The organism is Streptomyces sp. NPDC050564, assembly GCF_044457265.1.
GTDB lineage: Bacteria > Actinomycetota > Actinomycetes > Streptomycetales > Streptomycetaceae > Streptomyces.
The window spans coordinates 245870-267448 of record NZ_JBITGS010000005.1 but is presented as its reverse complement, the minus strand read 5'-3'; the positions used below and the strand labels follow the sequence as shown (position 1 = coordinate 267448).

At 69.7% G+C, this 21579-nt stretch carries 21 protein-coding genes; 13 read left to right on the top strand and 8 right to left on the bottom strand.

What is annotated here, in order from left to right; genetic code table 11:
* Positions 1–233: 233 nt before the first annotated feature.
* Positions 234–713: a DUF1772 domain-containing protein gene (locus ACIBK0_RS10670; RefSeq protein WP_399077840.1), complete on the bottom strand. Its 480-nt coding sequence runs from the start codon at positions 711–713 to the stop codon at positions 234–236.
* A gap of 311 nt (positions 714–1024) precedes the next feature.
* Entirely contained in the window at positions 1025–1717 is a 693-nt protein-coding gene (locus tag ACIBK0_RS10665; RefSeq protein ID WP_399077838.1) for a DUF2293 domain-containing protein, read from the bottom strand.
* Positions 1718–1949: 232 nt separating this feature from the next.
* Between ACIBK0_RS10665 and ACIBK0_RS10660 the strand changes: the two genes are divergently transcribed.
* The 3 genes from ACIBK0_RS10660 (at position 1950) to ACIBK0_RS10650 (ending at position 3628) form a co-directional block, all read left to right on the top strand.
* Positions 1950–2582, top strand: coding sequence for a uridine kinase (locus ACIBK0_RS10660; protein WP_399077837.1), 633 nt, complete (start codon positions 1950–1952; stop codon positions 2580–2582).
* A gap of 59 nt (positions 2583–2641) precedes the next feature.
* Complete coding sequence (locus ACIBK0_RS10655) at positions 2642–3055, top strand: PPOX class F420-dependent oxidoreductase (RefSeq protein ID WP_399077836.1); 414 nt, start codon at positions 2642–2644, stop codon at positions 3053–3055.
* 144 nt (positions 3056–3199) lie between these two features.
* Positions 3200–3628 carry a CBS domain-containing protein gene (locus ACIBK0_RS10650; protein ID WP_399077834.1) on the top strand — a complete coding sequence of 143 codons (429 nt, stop codon included), beginning with the start codon at positions 3200–3202 and terminating at the stop codon, positions 3626–3628.
* Positions 3629–3731: 103 nt separating this feature from the next.
* Here ACIBK0_RS10650 and corA read toward each other — a convergent pair whose 3' ends face one another.
* The gene (corA, locus tag ACIBK0_RS10645) at positions 3732–4859 is read right to left on the bottom strand and encodes a magnesium/cobalt transporter CorA (RefSeq protein WP_399077832.1); all 1128 of its coding nucleotides are present in this window, start codon (positions 4857–4859) and stop codon (positions 3732–3734) included.
* Positions 4860–5119: 260 nt separating this feature from the next.
* On the opposite strand from corA, the gene ACIBK0_RS10640 reads away from it, so the two are divergent.
* Entirely contained in the window at positions 5120–5914 is a 795-nt protein-coding gene (locus ACIBK0_RS10640) for a methyltransferase domain-containing protein (RefSeq protein ID WP_399077830.1), read from the top strand.
* Between the two features lie 695 nt (positions 5915–6609).
* On the opposite strand, the gene ACIBK0_RS10635 is transcribed toward ACIBK0_RS10640, so the two are convergent.
* Both ACIBK0_RS10635 and ACIBK0_RS10630 read right to left on the bottom strand, forming a co-directional pair.
* On the bottom strand, positions 6610–7515 hold the full coding sequence (locus ACIBK0_RS10635; RefSeq protein WP_399077828.1) for a carbohydrate kinase family protein: 906 nt from the start codon (positions 7513–7515) through the stop codon (positions 6610–6612).
* Between the two features lie 38 nt (positions 7516–7553).
* Positions 7554–8459, bottom strand: a complete 906-nt coding sequence (locus ACIBK0_RS10630; protein ID WP_399077826.1) for a pseudouridine-5'-phosphate glycosidase — start codon at positions 8457–8459, stop codon at positions 7554–7556.
* 97 nt (positions 8460–8556) lie between these two features.
* On the opposite strand from ACIBK0_RS10630, the gene ACIBK0_RS10625 reads away from it, so the two are divergent.
* Both ACIBK0_RS10625 and ACIBK0_RS10620 read left to right on the top strand, forming a co-directional pair.
* Positions 8557–8985 (top strand): VOC family protein, encoded by a 429-nt coding sequence (locus ACIBK0_RS10625; RefSeq protein ID WP_399077824.1) that lies wholly within the window; start codon positions 8557–8559, stop codon positions 8983–8985.
* 279 nt (positions 8986–9264) lie between these two features.
* The gene (locus ACIBK0_RS10620) at positions 9265–9627 is read left to right on the top strand and encodes a cupin domain-containing protein (RefSeq protein WP_399077822.1); all 363 of its coding nucleotides are present in this window, start codon (positions 9265–9267) and stop codon (positions 9625–9627) included.
* A gap of 78 nt (positions 9628–9705) precedes the next feature.
* Here ACIBK0_RS10620 and ACIBK0_RS10615 read toward each other — a convergent pair whose 3' ends face one another.
* Positions 9706–10260, bottom strand: coding sequence for a methylated-DNA--[protein]-cysteine S-methyltransferase (locus tag ACIBK0_RS10615; protein WP_399077820.1), 555 nt, complete (start codon positions 10258–10260; stop codon positions 9706–9708).
* An 88-nt stretch (positions 10261–10348) separates the two neighbouring features.
* The gene (locus tag ACIBK0_RS10610) at positions 10349–11218 is read right to left on the bottom strand and encodes a glycerophosphodiester phosphodiesterase (RefSeq protein WP_399077817.1); all 870 of its coding nucleotides are present in this window, start codon (positions 11216–11218) and stop codon (positions 10349–10351) included.
* Positions 11219–11497: 279 nt separating this feature from the next.
* On the opposite strand from ACIBK0_RS10610, the gene ACIBK0_RS10605 reads away from it, so the two are divergent.
* From ACIBK0_RS10605 to ACIBK0_RS10575, 7 genes are all read left to right on the top strand, one after another.
* Positions 11498–12364 (top strand): MHYT domain-containing protein, encoded by an 867-nt coding sequence (locus ACIBK0_RS10605; RefSeq protein ID WP_399077815.1) that lies wholly within the window; start codon positions 11498–11500, stop codon positions 12362–12364.
* A gap of 40 nt (positions 12365–12404) precedes the next feature.
* Positions 12405–14540, top strand: a complete 2136-nt coding sequence (uvrB, locus tag ACIBK0_RS10600) for an excinuclease ABC subunit UvrB (RefSeq protein WP_399077813.1) — start codon at positions 12405–12407, stop codon at positions 14538–14540.
* Between the two features lie 160 nt (positions 14541–14700).
* Positions 14701–15279: a TerD family protein gene (locus ACIBK0_RS10595; RefSeq protein ID WP_189187596.1), complete on the top strand. Its 579-nt coding sequence runs from the start codon at positions 14701–14703 to the stop codon at positions 15277–15279.
* A gap of 42 nt (positions 15280–15321) precedes the next feature.
* Entirely contained in the window at positions 15322–17343 is a 2022-nt protein-coding gene (locus ACIBK0_RS10590) for a TerD family protein (RefSeq protein WP_399077811.1), read from the top strand.
* Between the two features lie 272 nt (positions 17344–17615).
* On the top strand, positions 17616–18605 hold the full coding sequence (locus tag ACIBK0_RS10585) for a TerC/Alx family metal homeostasis membrane protein (protein ID WP_399077808.1): 990 nt from the start codon (positions 17616–17618) through the stop codon (positions 18603–18605).
* A 129-nt stretch (positions 18606–18734) separates the two neighbouring features.
* Positions 18735–19037 carry a hypothetical protein gene (locus tag ACIBK0_RS10580; protein WP_399077806.1) on the top strand — a complete coding sequence of 101 codons (303 nt, stop codon included), beginning with the start codon at positions 18735–18737 and terminating at the stop codon, positions 19035–19037.
* 96 nt (positions 19038–19133) lie between these two features.
* Positions 19134–20234, top strand: a complete 1101-nt coding sequence (locus tag ACIBK0_RS10575; protein ID WP_399077804.1) for a calcium:proton antiporter — start codon at positions 19134–19136, stop codon at positions 20232–20234.
* A 33-nt stretch (positions 20235–20267) separates the two neighbouring features.
* Here ACIBK0_RS10575 and ACIBK0_RS10570 read toward each other — a convergent pair whose 3' ends face one another.
* A complete protein-coding gene (locus ACIBK0_RS10570; protein ID WP_399077802.1) occupies positions 20268–21569 on the bottom strand; it encodes an MFS transporter in 1302 nt (433 codons plus the stop codon).
* Positions 21570–21579 lie beyond the last annotated feature (10 nt).

The following is a 21579-nucleotide window of genomic DNA, read 5'->3' as shown; positions in this document are numbered from 1 at the left end:
CTCCGTGGGCGTCGCCGCTCAGCTGAGGGGTCGCTTCCGGGGGCTGCTCGTCGCGCGTGCGCCGCCGTCGTCGTCGGCGGGGTCTGCTCGTCGCGCATGCGCCGCCGTCTTCCGCGGGGATTGCTCGTCGCGTATGCGCCGCCCTCGGATGCGTCGCGCATGCGCCGCCCTCGGGTGAGGCCGGCGTGCGCCCCGGGTTTTCCAGCGCCGCGCCCTCGGGGCGGTCGTGTGCCTCAGGTGAGGGCGAGCGTGTACGAGATCGCCGCACCGGCCGACGCGATCGTGCGGACATGGTTCCACGTCGTCCACTCGCGCACGTACGTACGCCAGTAGACGGCGGTCTCCGGTGTCCCGGGGTCCATCTTGAGCAATGCCTCGTTGCGCGGCACGTTCGCGACGACCGTCACCCCGAACGACCCGAACAGATACAGCGCGCTACCCAGCAGCAGTTCCACCGCCCCGTCGTCCGGCAACAGCACGAACGTCACCACGGCAAGCACGGCGCACAGCCCCGCCGAGCCGACGAACACCAGCATGAACGCCGGGCGCAACGCGGCGACATTGATCGCGTTCATCGCGGCGACCCCCTGCGCGGGCGGCAACTCGGCGAGCCCCCTCATCACGAACGTCGAGAACCCGCAGAACACCCCGGCCACCAGCCCGCAGCCGAGCACCCCCAGCAACGTCAGCACGAAATACGGCCCATCGATCATGACAACCCCCGCATCGATCCCCGAGATCAAAGATCCTGCACGGCGCACTACCGTCACCACAAGTGAAATCTCGTACGGGGACAGTGACCATGGTCGAGGGACGCGGGCGCATGCGCGAGCGTCCAGGCGACGTGTCCGGACGATGCCGACCCGGCATGACCGGGCAATGCCGACATGGTGCGGCCGGGCGATGCCGACCCCGGCGTGGCCCCGCGCTGCCGCCGCTGCAGGTCGGCGCTGTCGGCGCGGCCGAGCGATTGAAGCGGCCGAGGCGGGCGGTTGAAGCGGTCGAAGCCGTCGACGGTGCCCGGTCACGTCGGCGCACGCCCGGCGTGCCACCCCCGCAGAGTGGCGTCCACCGTCCCGGTGATCCGCCGCCGCGCCTCGTGCCGCGGCACACCGCTCATCAGCATCTGGTCGTACGCAGTGTCCGTGTGTCGTACGGAGGCACGGACCGCCGCGGTCACCGCGGCCTCGGACAGCGCCCGACCAGCGGCACTGCGCCCGACCCGCCCGCTGCCGCGCACCGAGGCGTGTGCGGCGATCGCCCGTGCCCGGTCGGCCGGGCAACCGGGAAACAGCCGGCGTATCTCCCGCGCGAACGCGTCCGTGAACCGCAGATCCTCCGCCGCCCGCCGCCGCGCGTCCCGCACTCTGCGTCGCCGCCGCGCCTCCGCGTCCGCCAGGCACCGTTCCTCGGCCCGGGCGAGCGCCGCCTCCTCGACGAGGACGCCCTGCCGCTCGTATCGGCTCCGCCGCCGGTTGAACCGCACCACCACGGCCGACAGCGCACTGCCCTCCCTCGACCTCCGCGTCAGCGCCGTGTCACCGCGCGGCAGGAACACCAGATGCCCGAGATCCGCGCAGTCCAGACACCGCGGCAGCCCCTCCTCCAGCACCAGCAGCGCCAGCGGCCCGGTCCGGCACTCGGCACAGTGCCGCTTCTTGAGCGGCTGGATGACGAGAAGTCCGGTGCGGTGTGGGGGAGTTGCGATCGGTGCCATACGCGGTTCATTCCCCCGTCCGCCCCGGGGATCTACGCCTCTGGTGAGCCGGGTGCGTCAGCAATGCTCGGGAGCAGTCCTCCGGCTGCGTCGGCCGTCGTCGGGAACCGTCCTCCAGGTGCGTCAGCCGTCGTCGGGAGCCGTCCTCCAGGGCGGTTGGCTGCGCGCCTCCTGAGCTCCTGCCGCCCGCCACCCCCACGAGAACGCCTTGTGATCGCGGCATCATGGGCCTGTGCGACTCGAAGCGATCACCTGGGAACGGCTCGGCGACCTCCTTGCCGAGCGTCTGCTGGACCTGAAACCGGACGACGGCAGCCCCTGGCCGCGCATCGCCTTCGACGGAGCGCCGGCCGCCCGCCCCGGCGATCTCGCGCACCGGGTCTCGGAGGCGCTGCGCATACGCGGCCGGTCCTCTCTCGTGGTCGGTACGGAGGACTTCCTGCGCCCCGCGTCGCTCCGGCTCGAATACGGCCACCGGGACGTCGAGGCCTATTACGACGGCTGGGTGGACACCGGCGCCCTCTGGCGCGAGGTCTTCGGCCCCCTCGAAGCGGGCGGCAACGGCCGCGTCCTGCCCGACCTCTGGGACCCGGCCACCGACCGGGCCACCCGCAGCTCCTACGTTCAACTCCCGCCCGGCGGTCTCCTGTTGCTGCACGGCCCCCTCCTTCTGCGCCACTGGTTCCCCTTCGACCTCAGCGTCCACGTGCTCCTGTCCCCGGGTGCCCTCCGTCGTCGTACCCCCGAGGCCGAGCACTGGACACTCCCCGCCTTCGAGCGCTACGAGGCCGAGGTGGACCCGGGCGGCACGGCCGACGTCCTGGTTCGCGCCGACGATCCGCGCCACCCGGCGTGGAACGGCTGATCGAAAGTGGCGTCCCCCAGGGGCTTTTATATGCGCGTGCATGTAGTTACCCTGAATCCATGACGCTCTCCGCCGACGACCCGGCCGCCTTCGACGACTCCGTCCGCACCCTCCTCGACGGCAAGAACTTCGCCAGCGTCGCCACCCTCGGCCCCGGCGGCGCTCCCCAGAACTCGGTGGTCTGGATCAAGCGCGAGGGTGACACCGTCCTCTTCTCCTCGACCGCCGGACGCCAGAAGGTGCGCAACCTCCAGCGGGACCCCCGCATCAGCCTCTCGGTCTTCGACCTCGCCAACCCCTACACCTCGGTCGAGATCCGCGGCACCGCCGAGATCCTCCCCGACGACGCCAAGCGCCTCCCGTACGAGCTCTCGCACAAGTACCTCGGCATCGATCCTCCGGCGGAGAAGGGCGACGAGGTCCGCGTGATCATCCGCGTCGTGCCGCAGAAGATCGTCGGATTCTCGGCCTGACCCCGGGCGGGCCGACGTGGCGGGCAACCCCGGTAACCGCGCACTTCCGGGTGCGCATCCTTGGGGACACGGCAAGAATGTAGGGTGCCGGGACTAGCGGTGTGTTCCGCGCCGCGCCGGCCGTCCGGCACCGGGAGGTACTTCATGACCACCGCCGGAGACATCATGCACCGTGGTGCCCAGTGGATTCCCGCCCACGAGACCCTGGACCGCGCCGCCCAGCTGATGCGCGAGCTCAACGTGGGCGCCCTGCCCATCAGTGACGAGAACGAACGACTCTGCGGCATCCTCACGGACCGCGACATCGTCGTCGGCTGTGTGGCCATGGGCCACGACCCGGCACGAATCACCGCGGGTGAGATGGCCCAGGGCACACCGCGCTGGATCGAATCGGGCGCCGATGTCGGCGAGGTGCTCCAGGAGATGAAGGGGCACCAGATCCGTCGGCTTCCCGTGATAGAGAACAAGCGACTGGTCGGCATGATCAGCGAGGCCGACCTGGCCCGGCATCTGACGGACGAACAGCTTGCCGCCTGGGTCGAGAGTGTCTACGCGAGGAGCGCGACGGGCTGACCCCGGCTCATCCTTCCTGCCCTCTCGATCCGCTTGTTCCCCCTGTCCAGCCATTGGGTGGTCCGCGCGCTCGTCCGGCCGGCCGTGCCGGGCGAGATGCGTGTCAGAGCCATCCGTTGCGCCTGAATCCCCGGTACAGGACAAGGCAGGCGACGGATATCACGCCTATGACGAGGGGGTAGCCGAACCGCCAGTGCAGTTCTGGCATGTTGTCGAAGTTCATGCCGTACACCCCGCAGACCATCGTCGGGACGGCGATGACGGCCGCCCACGCGGTGATCTTCCGCATGTCCTCGTTCTGTGCCACCGTCACCTGCGCGAGGTGCGCCTGCAGGATCGAGTTGAGCAGCTCGTCGAAGGCGGCGATCTGCTCGGTGACCCGCAGCAGATGGTCGGAGACGTCCCGGAAGTACGCCTGTATCTCCGGGGCGACCACCCGTATCGGCCGGGTGGAGAGCTCCTGGACCGGGCGGGCGAGCGGGACCACGGCCCGCTTCAGTTCGAGGAGTTCACGCTTGAGCTGGTAGATGCGTCCGGCGTCCGTCCGCGCGCCGTTCTCCGCGAAGACATCGGCCTCGACCTGGTCGATGTCCGCCTGAACCGAGTCCGTGACGTGCACGTAGTCGTCGACCACATGGTCCGCGATCGCGTGCAGTACCGCGGCCGGTCCCTTGGAGAGCTGTTGCGAGTCGGCCTCCAACTCCTCGCGCAGCGGGCCCAGGGAGCCGTGTCGTCCGTGCCGCACGGTGATGACGAAGTCGGGACCGACGAAGACCATGATCTCGCCGGTGTTCACCACCTCGCTGTTTGCCGTCAGTTCCTTGTGCTCGACGTAGCAGACCGTCTTGAACACCGCGAACAGCGTCTCGCCGTACCGCTCCAGCTTCGGGCGCTGATGGGCCTCCACCGCGTCCTCGACGGCGAGTGGGTGCAGGTCGAAGAGCTCGGCGATGCCGGCGAACTCCCGGTCCGTCGGCTCGTGCAGGCCGAGCCAGACGAACCCCTCGTCGCTCTTGCGGATCTGCTCCACGGTGTCGACCAGATCGCGGCCGCCCGGGACGCGGGCGCCGTCCTGGTACGCCACGCAGTTCACCACCGCGGAGCCCAGCGGAGACCGGGCGGGGTGACTCAGGTCGACACGGGCGCGCCGCCGCGTCAGCCGCGCCACCTTGCGGAGGCCGTCGACCGCGCCGAGGGCCGTGACCTTCCGCAGATTCCCTGCCATGGACATCTGGATCTCCTTGCGTGGATCCCCTCGCGCCGCACTTTGCGCCTTGGCGCGCCAGTCTGCCAGGCCTGATCGAGCACCGGAAAAGCCTGGGGGAACGGATTCTTCCGTTCCGGTGTGTGTTTCAGCGCGCAGATGGGGTTCGGCCGAGTGCGTGGGCTGCGCTCGCCCGAGCGCGCGGACTGTGTTAACCCGAGCGTGCGGGGGGCGACAACGGAGCGTCTACGATTCGCGACAAGCCGGTCAACTGGGATGATCGTCCTATGACGCGAACCGACGGGTATCTCCTCGACAACCAGCAGAACGAGGCGGGACAGCGCTTCGAAGCCTTCGCCGCTCTCTTCGACCCCACGACGTTCCGGCACATCGAGCGCTTCGGTATCGGCCCCGGCTGGCGCTGCTGGGAGGTCGGCGCGGGCGGCACGTCCGTGGTGTCCTGGCTCGCCAAGAAGGTCGGCCCGACCGGGCGGGTCATGGCGACCGACATCGACGCCTCCTGGGCGGCCTCCGCCGCCCGCCCGCCGGTCGAGGTTCGCGTCCACGACGTGGGCGCCGAGGAGCCGCCGGGAGAAGGCTTCGACCTTGTGCACGCCCGGCTCGTGCTGGTCCATGTGCCGGACCGGGAGCGGGCGTTGCGGTCGATGGTCAAGGCTCTGCGGCCCGGCGGTCGGCTCCTCGTCGAGGACGCCGACCCCGCGCTGCAGCCGCTGCTCTGCCCCGACGAGTACGGCCCCGAGCAACAGCTCGCGAATCGGCTGCGCAAGGGCTTCCGCAGCCTGCTCGCCGAGCGCGGCGCCGACCTCGCGTACGGCCGCAAACTGCCGCGGCTGCTCCGCCAGGCGGGTTTGGGCGGCGTGGAGGCCGACGCGTACTTCCCTGTCACCTCGCCCGCCTGCGCCGCCCTGGAGTCCGCGACGATCCGCCAGATCCGCGACCAGCTCGTCGCCGCGGGCCTGGCCACTCACCAGGACATCGACCGACACCTGGCCAACGTCGCCTCCGGCTCCATGGACCTGGCGACGGCACCGATGATCTCGACATGGGGGCGCAAGGGGTAGACGAAGGCATGGCGTTGGCGCTGGGCGCCATGGATACGACCGTCCACCCGGGTGTCGGCCCACCTGCTGGCGGCGCCGGGCCGACCCGCCGGCCGATCGGTAGGGGTCGGCGATGCGGCCGCCGCCTCGGTTCTGTCGGCCCAACTGCGTGCCCGCCGGCTGGTCCGCGCCACCGAGATGCGGTACCCGGTCGGCTTCGCCTGCGGCCCGCGTGTCGCCTTCTGCGGCGGGCTGTCCCCGCACCCGATGGCCGTCCCGCTCGGTCGGGCTCGTCTGCGGCCCGCGCGTTTCTCTGCGCGCGGCGGCGCTACCTACCCCACCTGCGTGCCGCCCCACAGGTTCCGGCTTCGCCAGTCGGCCCGCCTGCCGTCCCACCGGGTCGGGTTTCGCCAGTCGGCCCGCCTGCCGCCCCACCGGGTCGGGTTTCGCCAGCCGGCCCGCCTGCCGCCTCTGTGTGGTGGCACTGCCGCCTCCACCCGCGTGCTGCCTCACTCGGTCGGGCTCGTCTGCGGCCCGCGCGTTTCTCTGCGCGTGGCGGCGCTACCTACTCCCAGCTGCGTGCCGCCCCGGCCAGTCGTGCTTCGCCAGCCCGCCGGCTGCGTGACGCTCTGCGCCATGGCGCCATCGGCACGCCTCCACATGGCCCAACGAGCCGGCGTCGCCACCCCACCTGCGCGCCCACCGTCCGGCCGCCGTCAAGCGCTCTCCGGCGGTCTCCCTCCGACCCGCTCCACCGCCATCGCCCCAGCCCCACACCCCTCGGCCGCCGCTTCTTGGGGCTCCGCGCCGGCGAGCAGGGCGGCGAGGAACGCTCCGGTGAAGGCGTCGCCGGCGCCCGTGGTGTCGCGGGGTGTGGCGGGCACGGCGGGGACATGGGCCCGGATGGTTCCAGAGCGGGCCACCAGGGCGCCGGCACCGCCCTGCTTGGCGACGACGAGGGGGACATGGCGGCTCAACTTGGCCGCCGCGTCCGCGGGATCGGGCAGCCCGGTCAGCAGGTGCGCCTCGTCACGGCTGGGGAGCAGGATGTCGATGCCCTGGGCGAGTTCGAGGAAGCGGTCCACACCCAGCTCGGTGAGGAACCCCGCCGACGCCGGATCCAGGCTCACCGGCACGCCACGCGCGCGTGCCGACTCCAGCGCCACCGACACCAACGCCCGGCTCGGCTCGGAGAAGAACAAGTAGCCCGACAGATGCAACCGCGCGACACCGTCGAGCAGCGCGGGCGACCAGTCGCCGGGATCCAGCCGCAGAGAGGCCCCGCTGTCCGTGAGGAACGTGCGCTCCGCCGAAGCGCCCGTGTCCACCAGGCAGATCACCGTCCCCGTCGGTGCCTCCGGATCAACGACGAGAAGGGGACGTATGCCGCAGGCCGCGAGCTCACGCTCGTGCCACTTCGCCGCGTCCGCGCCCACCCGGCCGAGCAGCCGTACGTCCGAGCAGCCCCAGTGCGCGGCCCAGCACGCGACATTGGCACCCGCGCCGCCCGGCAGCGTGCGGATCGCGGCGGCGGTGTCGGTGCCCGCCGCGAGCGGTCCGCGGTGCCGGGCGACGATGTCCGTGACCACGTCACCGACGACCAGCAGAGCGCCCGCAGACACCCCCGTACTTCCCCCGGCACCCCCGCGATCCGTCCCGCTCACGCCTCGGCCCAGGCCGCCGCGATCCGCCCCGCGAGCCGTACGTTGCCGCGCACCGCCGCCAGATTGGCGTTCAGCGAGGCGCCGTCGGTGTGCCGCACCAGATAGTCGAGCAGGAACGGCGTCACGGCTTGCCCGGTCACACCCTCCGCCTCGCACGCGTGCAGCGCGTCGGTGAGTACGCGCGCGTGGAGCCCGGGATCGAGCTGCTCCTCCTCAGGGACGGGGTTCGCGACGATGAGGGCCGATTCGGGAGCGTCCAGCGCGTCCTGCGCCCGCATCACATCCGCCACCTGCCCGGGGGAGTCCAGCGTCCAGTCCACCGGATACCCCGAGTCCGAGAGGTAGAAGCCGGGAAAGCGTGCTGTGCCGTAGCCGGCCACCGCCACGCCCAGCGTCTCCAGGCGCTGCAGCGTCGCGGGCACGTCCAGGATCGACTTCACGCCCGCGCAGACCACGGTGATCCGGGTACGCGCCAGCAGACCCAGGTCGGCCGACTCGTCCTGCGTCACCGTCCACTCGCGGTGCACCCCGCCGAGCCCGCCCGTCGCGAACACCCGTACTGCCGCGCGAGCGGCCAGCAGCGCGGTCGCCGACACGGTCGTCGCCCCGCTCGCACCCGCCGCCACCGCGAGCGGCAGATCGCGGTGACCCAGCTTGCGGATCCCGTCCTCGTTCGCGACCCGTTCCAGCTGCTCCTTGTCCAGACCGACATGGGGCCGCCCGTCGAGCACGGCGATCGTCGCGGGGACGGCTCCCTGTCGCCTAACGACATCCTCCAGCTCCAGCGCGACCTGCAGATTCCGCGGGCGGGGCAGCCCGTGCGCGATGATCGTCGACTCCAGGGCCACCACCGGCCGGCGCGCGTCGAGCGCCTCCCGCACCTCTTCGGACACCACGATCACGCGTCTGCCTCCTGTCGGTCGTCTTTCCTCATCTCTGGCGGGCGGCTCGCCCGGTCAAACCCTTGCGACCTGCGGCGTACGACACCAGCCTGGGGATATGACGGACAACTCGGCACGTCTCGACCATGTCGTCCTGTGGGTGCGCGATCCGGTCGCCTCGGCCGACTTCTACGAGAAGGCGGTCGGCCTGGAGCCTCTGAGGGTCACCGAATTCGCCGCCGGAAAAGCGTCGTTCCCCTCGGTACGCCTCAATGGGGAGACCATTTTCGACCTCGCGCCCCTCCCCCTGGCGGAGTACATGAACGTGGTTCCCGGAGGCGCCGAAAGTGCCGGGCACCCGGTCAACCACGTATGCCTTTCCCTCACGGGACCCGAATTCGAAGCGCTACGGGCACGGCTGGAGGAGCGGTCCGTCCCCCTCTCGGGTTTCTCGTACGACTCCTACGGAGCCCGTGGGATGGCCAAGCGCAGCTTCTACTTCCGTGACCCGGACGGAAACGTCTTCGAGGCACGGCACTACGAGTAGCCCCCGGGACGGAGAGAACCCCCGGGACGGAGAGAAGGGGTGCCCCCACGCGCGCGGGAGCACCCCTCCGGGAGACAGGCGTGAGGTCAGACAGGCCGCACGCCCGCCGGCGCCCCATGCGGATCGAGGACGTACTTGCGGCCGGCGCCCTGGTCGAACTCGGCGTATCCGTGACTTCGGATGCCAGCGGCTGTGCGCAGGGCGGAGTCTGCTACCGGCCGCGCGTTCCGGCCACCCTCCGCGTGAGGTCTTTCTCGAATGCCCTTAAGGTGACCGCTCATGACCACGAACACCCAGGCCACCCCGTCCTTCGCCGTGCACATACCCGACGCCGAGCTCGAACCGGAGCCCCTGGACCCGGCTCAGATCGTTTCCGGCGACCCGGCAGTCACCGGCAAGGTGCTGTGGGAGTCGGCCGACGGCAAGCAGCTGCGCGGCATCTGGCAGATCACGCCCGGCGTGGTGACCGACACGGAGGCGAATGAACTCTTCGTCGTCGTGAGCGGCCGCGCCACGATCGAGGTCGAGGGCGGCGACGTCATCGAGGTGGGCCCGGGCGACGCGGCGATCCTGCGCGAGGGCGACCGCACCACCTGGACCGTGCACGAGACGCTCCGCAAGGCGTACCACATCAGCCTCTGACGCGGTCAGGCTCAAGCAGCGAGGTGTACTCACCGGCTCAGCGGTGAGACACCCTCACCCGGTCTCTCGGGGCAGTGGTCAGAACAGCGGCTCCGGAAGCACTCCCTCCAGCGCGAGCAGCTTCCGCTTCGTCTCCAGACCGCCCCCGAACCCGCCGATACCGCCGTCGCTCTCGACCACCCGATGGCACGGCACGACGACCGGCAGCGGATTCGAGCCCATGGCCACGCCCACGGCCTGCGCCGCGCCCGGCTGGCCGACCCGCCCGGCCAGGTCGCCGTAGCCGACGACCGCGCCGTACGGAACGCCCGACGCCAGCTCGCGCAGCACCTGGCGGTTGAACCCGGAGATCAGCGACCAGTCCAGCGGCAGGTCGAAGTCGCGCCGCTCGCCGGAGAAGTACGCCGCGACCTGACGTATCGCCTCGGCCAGCAGAGGCGACTCGGGGGCCTCGACGGGCTCGGTGCCCAGACGGGACGTGAGCCGGTCGAGCGCTTTGTCGCGCACTTCGTCCGTGGCGTGGAAGACGACGTTCACCAGGCCGTCGCGTGTCGCCGCCAGCAGCAGTGGACCGATGTCCGTGCCGACGACGGTCCACGCGACGTGCTGCTCGTACCGCCCATGGCTGTCCATGCGACCCACCGTACGGCCCGCCACCGACAACGCCCGTGGCGCGGACGCGGGCAGACGTCCGCAGCACGGGCGGTGGAGCCGCGGAGCGCTACCCCAATGCCCTCCGGATGACGTCGGGCACGTTCGTGATGATGCCGTCCACACCCAATCCGGCCAGGCGTCTGGCAGTGTTCGCGTCGTTCACGGTCCAGGCGAAGACCTTCATCCGACTGCCGTGCGGTCCGCCGAGTCCGTGCACCGTGGAGACGTAGCCGGATGACAGGGAGGTGTGATCCGCGTTGATCTGGTCGGTGAATCGGGCGTACTGGGGGAGCTGTGCGATCGACGGCTTGCCCAGGAAGGCCGTCCTGATGCCCGGGCGCAGATCATGGACCGTTCGCACGCTGTCCGCGCTGAAGCTCTGGACGAGCAGGCTGCTCCTCAGATGCGCCGGATCGAGCCAGCCCTCGTTGCTCAGGAGCTTGAGAGTCTGTCGCTCGATGCCGGGATAGAGGTCGGGATTCTTGATCTCCAGGACGAGCTTCTGGTGGTTGTGCGAGACACGGTCCATGTACTGCTTCAGTGTCGGCACGCGCGCGCCCGCGTACCGGGGGCTGAACCAGCTCCCGGCGTCCAGGCGAGCGATCTCCGCGGCGGTGAAGTCCTTGACCTTCCAGGGAGCCCTCTTGGGATAGACCTTCTCGACGTCGGTGGTACGCGCCAGCGTGGCGTCGTGCAGGACGACGAGCTCACCGTCCCTGGTGCGCTGAACGTCGTTCTCGACCCAGCTGAACCCCATTGCGGCAGCCTTGTCGATGGCGGCCAAGGTGTTCTCGGGCGCATACGCCGAGGCGCCGCGATGGGAGACGATCACCGGGCCGGTGCTCTGGGACCCGGCCCGGGCGTGCGGGCTGGGGAGTATCACCACAGCACCCCCTAGAAGCGCGGCGGTCGTGGCGGCGGCAACGCGCGCGTGCATTCCTTCTCCTCGCGTCCAGTGATCACTGACAGCACAAGAGTGACAGCAGAGAGTCAATGGAGGAGGGATGCGGGATGGCCACAGATTGAATGGAGTTGTCCAAGTCCGTTCACTGGTGGTGCACAGGTGGGGCGAGGCCGTGATTCTTTGCCGGAAAATCGTTCGACCATTCCAGTGGGAGTCATACTCTCTGCCTCAACCCTGTCCGCTCTTGCGGTCCCGAGGGTGGGGGTATTTCAGGGCATTTCAGGAGCAATAGGGCGGGAAGGGCAGCCGCGCATGCAGGGCACGGTCGACGGCTTCACTTACGGACTCGTCACACCGCTGGTGGCCTACCTCATGGCCTGCCTGGGTGGAGCGCTGGGTCTGCGCTGCACCACCAGATCGATGCTCGTCGCCCGCTCCTGGCGCGCCGGCTGGCTGGCGCTCGGCTCGGCCGCGATCGGCTCGGGGATCTGGACGATGCACTTCATCGCGATGATGGGGTTCACGATCAAGGAGACCCCGGTCCACTACGACAAGCTGACGACGTTCGCGAGCCTTGGCGTGGCCGTCGTGATGGTCGGCATCGGGATCTTCATCGTCGGCTACCGCGGCGCCCGCGGAACGGCACTGTTCACCGGGGGCACCATCACCGGCCTGGGAGTCGCCTCGATGCACTACCTGGGCATGGCCGGCATGCGCCTCAACGGAAGGCTCGAATACAACACCCTCACGGTCTCCGCCTCGGTGGTCATAGCCGTCGTGGCCGCCACAGCCGCCCTGTGGGCGGCGGGACAAGTGCGGGGTTTCCTGTGGAGCGTGGGCGCCAGTCTCGTCATGGGGCTCGCCGTCAGCGGCATGCACTACACGGGCATGGCCGCCCTCAGCGTCCATCTCCACGGCACGTCCAGCACCCCTGGGGGCGACTCGCCCGCCGCCCTGCTCGCGCCCATGATGATCGGCCCCCTGGCCTTCCTGTGTCTGGCGGGCGTCGTCGTGATGTTCGACCCGCTGATGGTCATGGGAAGGCCCGACTGGACCCCCACGGAGAACCGGCCCGGCATCCCGGCCCACCCCGCCGTCCCGCACCCCGGCCGCCGTCCTGCGTCCCGCACCGAGCGGAACCAGCGCCACCGCAGTTCCCGCACCCCGCAGAGCTGGTGATCCGGCCCCGTTGTCAGTGCGGGGTCGTACGGTGGATTCCATGCGGCCCGTATCCAAGATCGAACGTTCGGTGGCGCCCTTCGAGGTCGTCAGCTCCTACCAGCCGAGTGGTGACCAGCCCACGGCCATCGCCGAGCTGGAAAAGCGCATCAGCGCAGGCGAGAAGGATGTCGTGCTGCTGGGTGCGACCGGCACCGGCAAGTCCGCCACCACCGCGTGGATGATCGAGAAGCTCCAGCGCCCCACCCTGGTGATGGCCCCGAACAAGACCCTGGCCGCCCAGCTGGCCAACGAGTTCCGAGAGCTGCTGCCGAACAACGCGGTCGAGTACTTCGTCTCGTACTACGACTACTACCAGCCCGAGGCGTACGTCCCGCAGTCGGACACTTACATCGAGAAGGACTCCTCGATCAACGAGGAGGTCGAGCGATTGCGTCACTCCGCGACCAACTCGCTGCTGACCCGCCGTGACGTCGTGGTGGTCGCCTCGGTCTCCTGCATCTACGGCCTCGGTACGCCGCAGGAGTACGTCGACCGGATGGTCTCGCTCAAGGTCGGCGACGAGATCGACCGCGACGACCTGCTGCGCCGCTTCGTCGACATCCAGTACGCGCGCAACGACGTGGCGTTCGCCCGAGGCACCTTCCGGGTCCGCGGCGACACCATCGAGATCTTCCCGGTCTACGAAGAGCTGGCCGTCCGCATCGAGATGTTCGGCGACGAGATCGAGGCCCTCTCCACGCTGCACCCGCTCACCGGCGAGGTCATCAGCGACGACGACCAGGTCTATGTGTTCCCGGCCTCCCACTACGTGGCGGGCCCCGAGCGCATGGAGCGCGCGGTAAACGACATCGAGAAGGAGCTGGGGGAGCGCCTCGCCGAGCTGGAGAAGCAGGGCAAGCTTCTGGAGGCCCAGCGCCTGCGCATGCGGACGACGTACGACATCGAGATGCTCCGCCAGATCGGCTCCTGCTCCGGAGTCGAGAACTACTCGATGCACTTCGACGGCCGCGACCCCGGCTCCCCGCCGAACACACTGATCGACTACTTCCCGGACGACTTCCTGCTCGTCATCGACGAGTCGCACGTCACCGTGCCCCAGATCGGCGCGATGTACGAGGGCGACGCGTCCCGCAAGCGCACCCTCGTGGACCACGGCTTCCGACTGCCGTCCGCGCTGGACAACCGTCCCCTGAAGTGGGAGGAGTTCCAGGAGCGCATCGGGCAGACGGTCTACCTCTCGGCAACCCCGGGACAGTACGAGCTCTCCCGCTCCGACGGCCAGGTCGAGCAGATCATCCGCCCCACCGGCCTGATCGACCCCGAGGTCGTCGTCAAGCCCACCGAGGGCCAGATCGACGACCTGGTGCACGAGATCCGCAAGCGCACCGAGAAGGACGAGCGGGTCCTGGTCACCACGCTCACCAAGAAGATGGCCGAGGACCTCACCGACTACTTCCTCGAACTCGGCATTCAGGTGCGCTACCTCCACAGCGACGTCGACACCCTGCGCCGCGTCGAGCTGCTGCGCGAGCTGCGCGCCGGCGAGTACGACGTCCTGGTCGGCATCAACCTCCTGAGGGAGGGCCTCGACCTGCCCGAGGTCTCCCTGGTGGCGATCCTCGACGCCGACAAGGAGGGCTTCCTGCGTTCCGGTACGTCGCTGATCCAGACGATCGGCCGTGCGGCGCGCAACGTGTCCGGCCAGGTCCACATGTACGCCGACAAGATCACCCCGGCGATGGAGAAGGCCATCGAGGAGACCAACCGCCGCCGGGAGAAGCAGGTCGCGTACAACAAGGAGAAGGGCATCGACCCGCAGCCCCTCCGCAAGAAGATCAACGACATCGTGGCGCAGATCGCCCGCGAGGACGTCGACACGGAGCAACTGCTCGGCTCGGGTTACCGCAAGACGAAGGACGGCAAGGGCGCCAAGGCCCCCGTGCCCTCGCTCGCCGGCAAGGCGGCCAAGTCCGCCAAGGGCAAGGGCAAGGGCAAGGAGACGGTGCCGACCGACCGTCCGGCAGCCGAACTGGCCGAGCAGATCGAGGAGATGACGGAGCGGATGCGCGCCGCCGCGGCCGATCTCCAGTTCGAGATCGCGGCCCGACTGCGCGACGAGGTGTCCGAGATGAAGAAGGAGCTGCGCCAGATGAAGGAGGCAGGCCTGGCCTGACGCCCTCGCGGGCCGTGCCGGACCTCGGCATATGCGCGCTGTGTTGCAAGACCGACACAAAGCGCGCCCCGGGGTTCGGCACTGTCAGTGGCGCTGCGTAGGGTTCTGGTCATCCGCGGACTCCGCGGCAACAGGGGACAGTTCGAGAGGGGAACAGCGCGTGACGGTCAACATGACCAAGGGTCAGGCCATCAGTCTGCAGAAGAACGACGGGGGCACCCTGACCGCGGTGCGCATGGGGCTCGGCTGGCAGGCGGCCCCCCGGCGCGGGCTGTTCGGCTCCCGCACCCGGGAGATCGACCTCGACGCCTCGGCCGTGCTGTTCGCGGACAAGCAGCCTGTCGACGTGGTGTTCTTCCGCCACCTCGTCAGTGACGACGGCTCCGTACGGCACACGGGTGACAACCTGGTCGGCGGCGTGGGCCAGGGCGGCGACGACGAGGCGATCCTCGTCGACCTGCAGCGCATCCCGGTCCACATCGACCAGATCGTCTTCACCGTGAACTCCTTCACGGGCCAGACGTTCCAGGAAGTACAGAACGCGTTCTGCCGTCTGGTCGACGAGACCAACGGCCAGGAGCTCGCCCGCTACACGCTCGCGGGCGGCGGACAGTACACGGCCCAGATCATGGCGAAGGTGCACCGCGCCGGCGCGGGTTGGCAGATGACGGCCCTCGGCACGCCGGCCAACGGTCGTACGTTCCAGGACCTGATGCCCGCGATCCTGCCGCACCTGTAGGCAGTCGGCGCAGCACAAGAAGCGACGTAGGGGGACAAGGCGATGACGGCCGAGCTGGTCCGGGGGCAGAACCATCCGCTCTCCCAGGTCCGTCTTGAGGTCCGTGTTTCGGCCGGCAAGCCGATCGTGGCCGGGGCCACGCTCAGCGACGAGCAGGGCAAGGTCCGCGGCGTGGAGTGGGTGGCCCACCCGGGCGCACCCACACTGCCCGGACTCGAGGTCTCCAAGCAGGCGGCGGCCGACCACCGCCTCGCGTTCGACCTCGACGCCCTGCCGGAGAGCGTGCACCGGGTCAATGTGCTGCTCGCACTGCCGTCCGGGGTGGGCGGCCCGGTCCGGTTCGGCGCTGTCGCCGCCCCCTTCGTCGCGGTCACCGGCCTGGACGGCTCCGAGGTCGCCAGCTACACCATCACCGGCCTGGACGCCGAGTCGGCCGTCGTCGCCCTGGAGCTCTACCGCAGGCAGGGCGCCTGGAAGGTTCGCGCGGTCGGGCAGGGATACGCCGGCGGACTCGCCGAACTCCTCACCGACCAGGGCCTGTCGGAGGCCCAGCAGCTCGCGGGAAGTATCAACGAGGCGGTGGCCCAAGGCCTCGTCCGGTCGGTGGCGGCACCGCCGCCGCGTACGCCCGACGGTGACCGCTCACGACAGGCGGCCGCCTCGGCACCCGGGCCGGACCAGCCGTACACCGGGCCCCAGGGCGCCGGCGGGAACGTAGCGCAGACCCCGCTGTCTTCTTCGTCCCCGTACGACGCACCAGGTCCGCAAGGCACCACGGCGCCGCAGGGAAGCCACGCCTCGGACCCCTCCGCGGTCACTCAGCCCGCCGCGCCCACGGCAGGCGGGCCGATCAACTACAGCCATCCCGGTCGGCAGACCGCGGCCCCGCCACCGCCCCCGCCGACCGCGCCACCGGCCCCGCCCGGGCAGCCCGCACAGCCCGTCGCGGGCGATGCGACCGGCTGGTCCATGGAGGAGCGGCTCTACAACCAGGTGTGGGGCATGTTCGAGGACCTGGCCCGCACCACCGCCGCGTATCGCAGTGCCGTCGACTTCGCCGACTCACGCATGGAGCAGGAGCTCGACAAGGTCCTGTCCGACCCGCGCAGCAGGATCGGCGGACAGGGCGACGCCGCGCGCGAGGCGGCCCAGGCCAAGCACGCCCAGCTGGTCGACCAGGCCCGGGCGGCCCTCGACCGTGACCTCTCACAGCTCACCGCCGAGGCCGAGGTCGTCGAGCCCGCGCTGCCCGCGGCGTACGCGCGCTGGGACAACCCGGTCTGGCACGGCTATCGGGTACCGATGGAGATCCCCATGGCGCTGCGCCTCGGCGACCTCCATCTGCCCGAGAGCGAGGGCCTGAGCATCCCGATGCTGGTCCGGCTGCCGCTGGAGCGCGGCCTGTGGATAGACAGCGGCCGCACCGGCCTGGACGACTCGCTCGTCGACTCCGACGAATTGCGCCGCCTCGCCATGGACACGGCGGTGGCGCATGCCGCGCGGCTGCTCGCCGTGTATCCCGCCGACGAGTTCACGGTGCACGTCATCGACCCGGCCGGTTCGGGTGCCTCGTCCCTCACACCACTGGTGCAGTCCGGGGTGCTCGACGGCCCGCCCGCCGTTGGTGCCGCGGGAGTGGCCGACGTCCTGGCTCGGCTCACCCAGCGCGTCGACCTGGTGCAGATGGCGATGCGTGGCGGAGCGGCCGACTCACTGCCGCCGGGCTTCGACACCGCCGAGCAACTGCTGATCGTCAGCGACTTCCCGCACGGCTTCGACGACCGCGCCGTGACTCAGCTGCGCTATCTCGCGGACGAGGGCCCGGCCGTCGGCGTCCATCTCATGATGGTGGCCGACCGGGAGGACGCCGCCGCCTACGGGCCGCTGCTCGATCCGCTCTGGCGCTCGCTGCTGCGCCTCACTCCGGTGCCTGACGACCACCTCGCCGATCCGTGGATCGGGCACGCTTGGACATACGAGCCCGCGCTAGTTCCACCGGGCAGCCAGGTGCTCCAGCAGGTGCTCGCACAGGTGGCTGCGGCCCGTCGTCCCTGGAACCGCTGACCCGTCAGCGGTCGCCCGATGGGCTCGTGTCAAGCGTCAGTAAAACCCTCTGACCAGTGGATTTGATCTGTCTTTTACCAATCACTTTACCTTTCCTTGGTGATTCGGGTACTGTTCTCCGTACGGAGGGGAGTACTCCCTACCTGCTGCGGCGTACCCGTCAATACGGATCTGGCCAGATCCCGGGGCGTCGGCCCGTGAACGTCACGGGTGGAAGAGACCTCCGGTAGCGACGACGCTGAAATCTGCCGTTACGTACTGCCGGAGGCGCAGTGGATGTTTCCGTGACCCTGTGGGTCCTGACGATCGTGGGCCTTGCCGCCCTCATCGCGGTCGACTTCTTCATCGGCCGCAAGCCGCACGACGTATCCATCAAGGAAGCCGGAATCTGGACCATCGTCTGGATCGTCCTGGCCGGTCTGTTCGGACTCGGGCTGCTCATCTTCTCCGGCGGTGAGCCCGCCGGAGAGTTCTTCGCCGGTTTTATCACCGAGAAGTCGCTGAGCGTCGACAACCTCTTCGTCTTCGTCCTGATCATGGCGAAGTTCGCGGTGCCCTCGAAGTACCAGCAGCGAGTGCTCCTTGTCGGTGTGCTGATAGCCCTCGTCCTGCGCGCGATATTCATCGCCGCGGGTGCCGCGATCATCGCGAGCTTCGCGTGGGTCTTCTACATCTTCGGCGCGTTCCTCATCTACACCGCCTGGAAGCTGATCCAGGAAGCCCGGGCCGAGGAGGAGGACGAGGAGTTCGAGGAGAACCGGCTGCTCAAGGCCGCCGAGCGCCGCTTCGGCGTGGCCGACCGATACCACGGCACCAAGCTGTGGATCCAGCAGAACGGCAAGCGCGTCATGACGCCGATGCTGGTCGTGATGCTGGCGATCGGCACCACCGACGTGCTCTTCGCGCTCGACTCGATCCCCGCGATCTTCGGTCTGACCCAGGACCCGTACATCGTCTTCACGGCCAACGCGTTCGCGCTGATGGGTCTGCGACAGCTGTACTTCCTCATCGGCGGCCTGCTCAGGAAGCTGGTGCACCTCAGCTACGGCCTGTCGGTCATCCTCGGCTTCATCGGCGTCAAGCTCGTGCTGCACGCGCTGCACGAGTCGGGGGTCCATGTCCCTGAGATCTCCATCCCGGTCTCGCTCGGCGTGATCTGCGCGGTCCTGGTGGTCACCACGATCACCAGCCTGATCGCCTCCAGGAGGCAGGCGGCGCTCGACGAGGCCAAGAGCGCTCCGAAGGACAGCATCGACGTCTGACCACGTCGGGCGTAGGAACAACCATCCCCGGGAGCGGTGCGCGGCCAATTGCCGACCACCGCTCCCGGTGCTTGCTTGGGTGCTGTGCGTTCCCCTGCTCGGGGGCGCCCCGGCCGGGTGGAGGTATCCATGAAGTTCGTGCAGATCGTCGACTTCGAGACCGAGCGCATCGATGAGATGCAGAAGCTGGCAGGAGAGGCCGACAAGCGTATGGCCGACCGCAGCGACGGCCCCACGCACCGCCTCGTCCTGCAGGACCGCAACCAGCCCAACCGCTACCTCGTGGTGATCGAGTTCGATTCGTACGAGGACGCCATGCGCAACAGCAACGACCCCGAGACAACCAAGATGGCGGAGCACATGGCCGCGCTGTGTACTCGGCCACCGTCCTTCACCGACTGCGACGTACGCGAGATGACCGAGCTGAAGTAGCGAGCCGGTCTCGGAACGGGTTCCTTCAGCGCTGTCTCGGAGCGGGCTCCGCGCCACCGGAGTGCGGGGCCCGCGTACGCCTGCGACGATCGCAGCATGATCGCTCGGCTCCCGTCACTCGTGACGCGGTGGACGGCCGTCGTGCCCGTGCTCGCAGTGGTGCTGCTGGCCTGCACCTGGGGCCGCGAGCTGCCCGGGGCGGTCGTCGCGCTGGTCACGCTGGTCCTCGCCGGGGCCGTGCTGGCCGCCGTCCACCATGCCGAGGTGGTCGCGCACCGGGTCGGCGAACCCTTCGGCTCACTCGTGCTCGCCGTCGCCGTCACGATCATCGAGGTTGCGCTGATCGTCACCCTGATGGTGGACGGCGGCGCCAAGAGCTCGACGCTGGCCCGCGACACGGTGTTCGCAGCCGTGATGATCACGTGCAACGGCATCGTCGGACTGTGTCTGCTCGTCGCCTCGCTGCGCCACGGGCTCGCCGTCTTCAACGCGGAAGGCACCGGCGCCGCCCTCGCGACCGTCGCGACGCTCGCCACGCTCAGTCTGGTCTTCCCGACGTTCACCACCAGCAAGCCGGGCCCGGAGTTCTCCGCGGCCCAGCTCACCTTCGCCGCGCTCGCCTCGCTGGTCCTGTACGGCCTCTTCGTGACGACGCAGACCGTGCGCCACCGTGACTACTTCCTGCCCATCACCCGGCAGGGCGAGGTGATCGACGCGGACGACCACGCCAACGCACCGTCCGCCCGCGAGGCAGGGATCAGCCTGGGGCTGCTCGGCCTCGCTCTCGTCGGCGTGGTCGGGCTCGCCAAGGGCGTGTCGCCCACCATCGAGTACGGCGTCGAGGCGGCCGGCATGCCGCACTCCGTGGTCGGTGTGATCATCGCGCTGCTCGTGTTGCTCCCCGAGACCATCGCCGCCCTGCGGTCGGCGCGCCGCGACCGGGTGCAGACCAGCCTGAACCTTGCTCTCGGCTCCGCGATGGCCAGCATCGGACTGACGATCCCCGCCGTTGCCCTGGCGTCCGTCTGGCTCTCCGGGCCGCTTGTCCTCGGCCTCGGCGCCACCCAGATGGTGCTGCTCGCGCTGACCGTGGCGGTGAGCTCTCTGACGGTGGTTCCGGGGCGCGCGACCCCGCTCCAGGGCGGCGTCCATCTGGTGGTCTTCGCGGCCTATTTGGAGCTGGCGGTCAACCCCTGACGCGTCCCCCACAGGTTCGTACGGCGTGATCCGTCAATCCGCCGCCTGGACGACCGTCAGCCGCGCCACGGGCCGGGTCTCCGGCAGCAGGGCGAAGCACCCCAGGCTGAGCAGTGCGATCCCGGTCAGATACGCGGCGACGCCCCACGGGACGCGCTCTCCGCTCGCCAGCGCCGTCGCCACGATCGGTGTGAGCGCGCCCCCGAGGACCCCGCCCAGGTTGTAGCCCACCGCCGCGCCGGTGCAGCGCACCCGGGGTTCGTACAACTCCGGCAGATATGCGGCGATGACGGCGAACATCGTGATGAACGCGATCAGCGCCCCCAGGAAGCCGAGGAACATCAGCAGAGGCTCGCCGGTGGACAGCAGCCCGACCATCGGGAACATCCACAGCGCGGTACCCGCACAGCCCGCCAGGCAGAGCGGCCGCCGCCCGTAGCGGTCGCCGAGCAGGGCGATCAGGGGCGTCAGGGAGCCCTTCACCACCACGGCGGACATGATGCAGGTCAGCATGACGGTACGGCTCACACCAAGCCGTTCGACACCGTAGGCGAGCGCCCAGGTCGTCACCGCGTAGAACACGGCGTATCCGACCGCTAGCCCGCCGGCGGTCAGCAGCACGAGCCGCCAGTGGTCGCGCACCACCTCGGCTAGCGGCACGCGCGCGTGGTCCCGCATCTCCAGGAACCGCGGGCTCTCCGCGAGCGAGCCGCGCAGCCACAGCCCCGCCGCCGCGAGCACCCCCGCCGCCCAGAACGGCACCCGCCACCCCCACGCAGCGAACTGCGCGTCGGTCAGCGTCGCCGACAGCACCAACATCACGCCGTTGGCCAGCACGAACCCCAGCGAAGGCCCGATCTGCGGGAAGCTCGACCACAGCCCTCGCCGCTCGGCGGGCGCGTGCTCGGCGGTCAGCAGCACCGCCCCGCCCCATTCACCGCCAAGTCCGAGCCCCTGCAGAAAACGCAGCACAAGAAGGAGCACGGGAGCGGCCGTACCGATGCTGTCGTACGTCGGTACGCAGCCGACGGCGACGGTCGCCGCGCCGGTCAGCAGCAGCGAGGCGACCAGGACGGGGCGCCGCCCCCGCCGGTCTCCGATGTGCCCGAACAGCACCGAGCCGAGAGGGCGTGCGACGAACCCGACGCCGAACGTCGCGAAGGCCGCCAACGTCCCTGCCAGTGGTGAGAACGTCGGGAAGAACAGTGGCCCGAGGACCAGCGCGGCCGCTGTCCCGTAGACGAAGAAGTCGTAGAACTCGATGGCCGTCCCGGCGAGCGAGGCGGCCGCGAGCCGCAGCATGGAAGGCGCCCTTACGGTGTGTACGTCGTGCATGCCGCGTCAA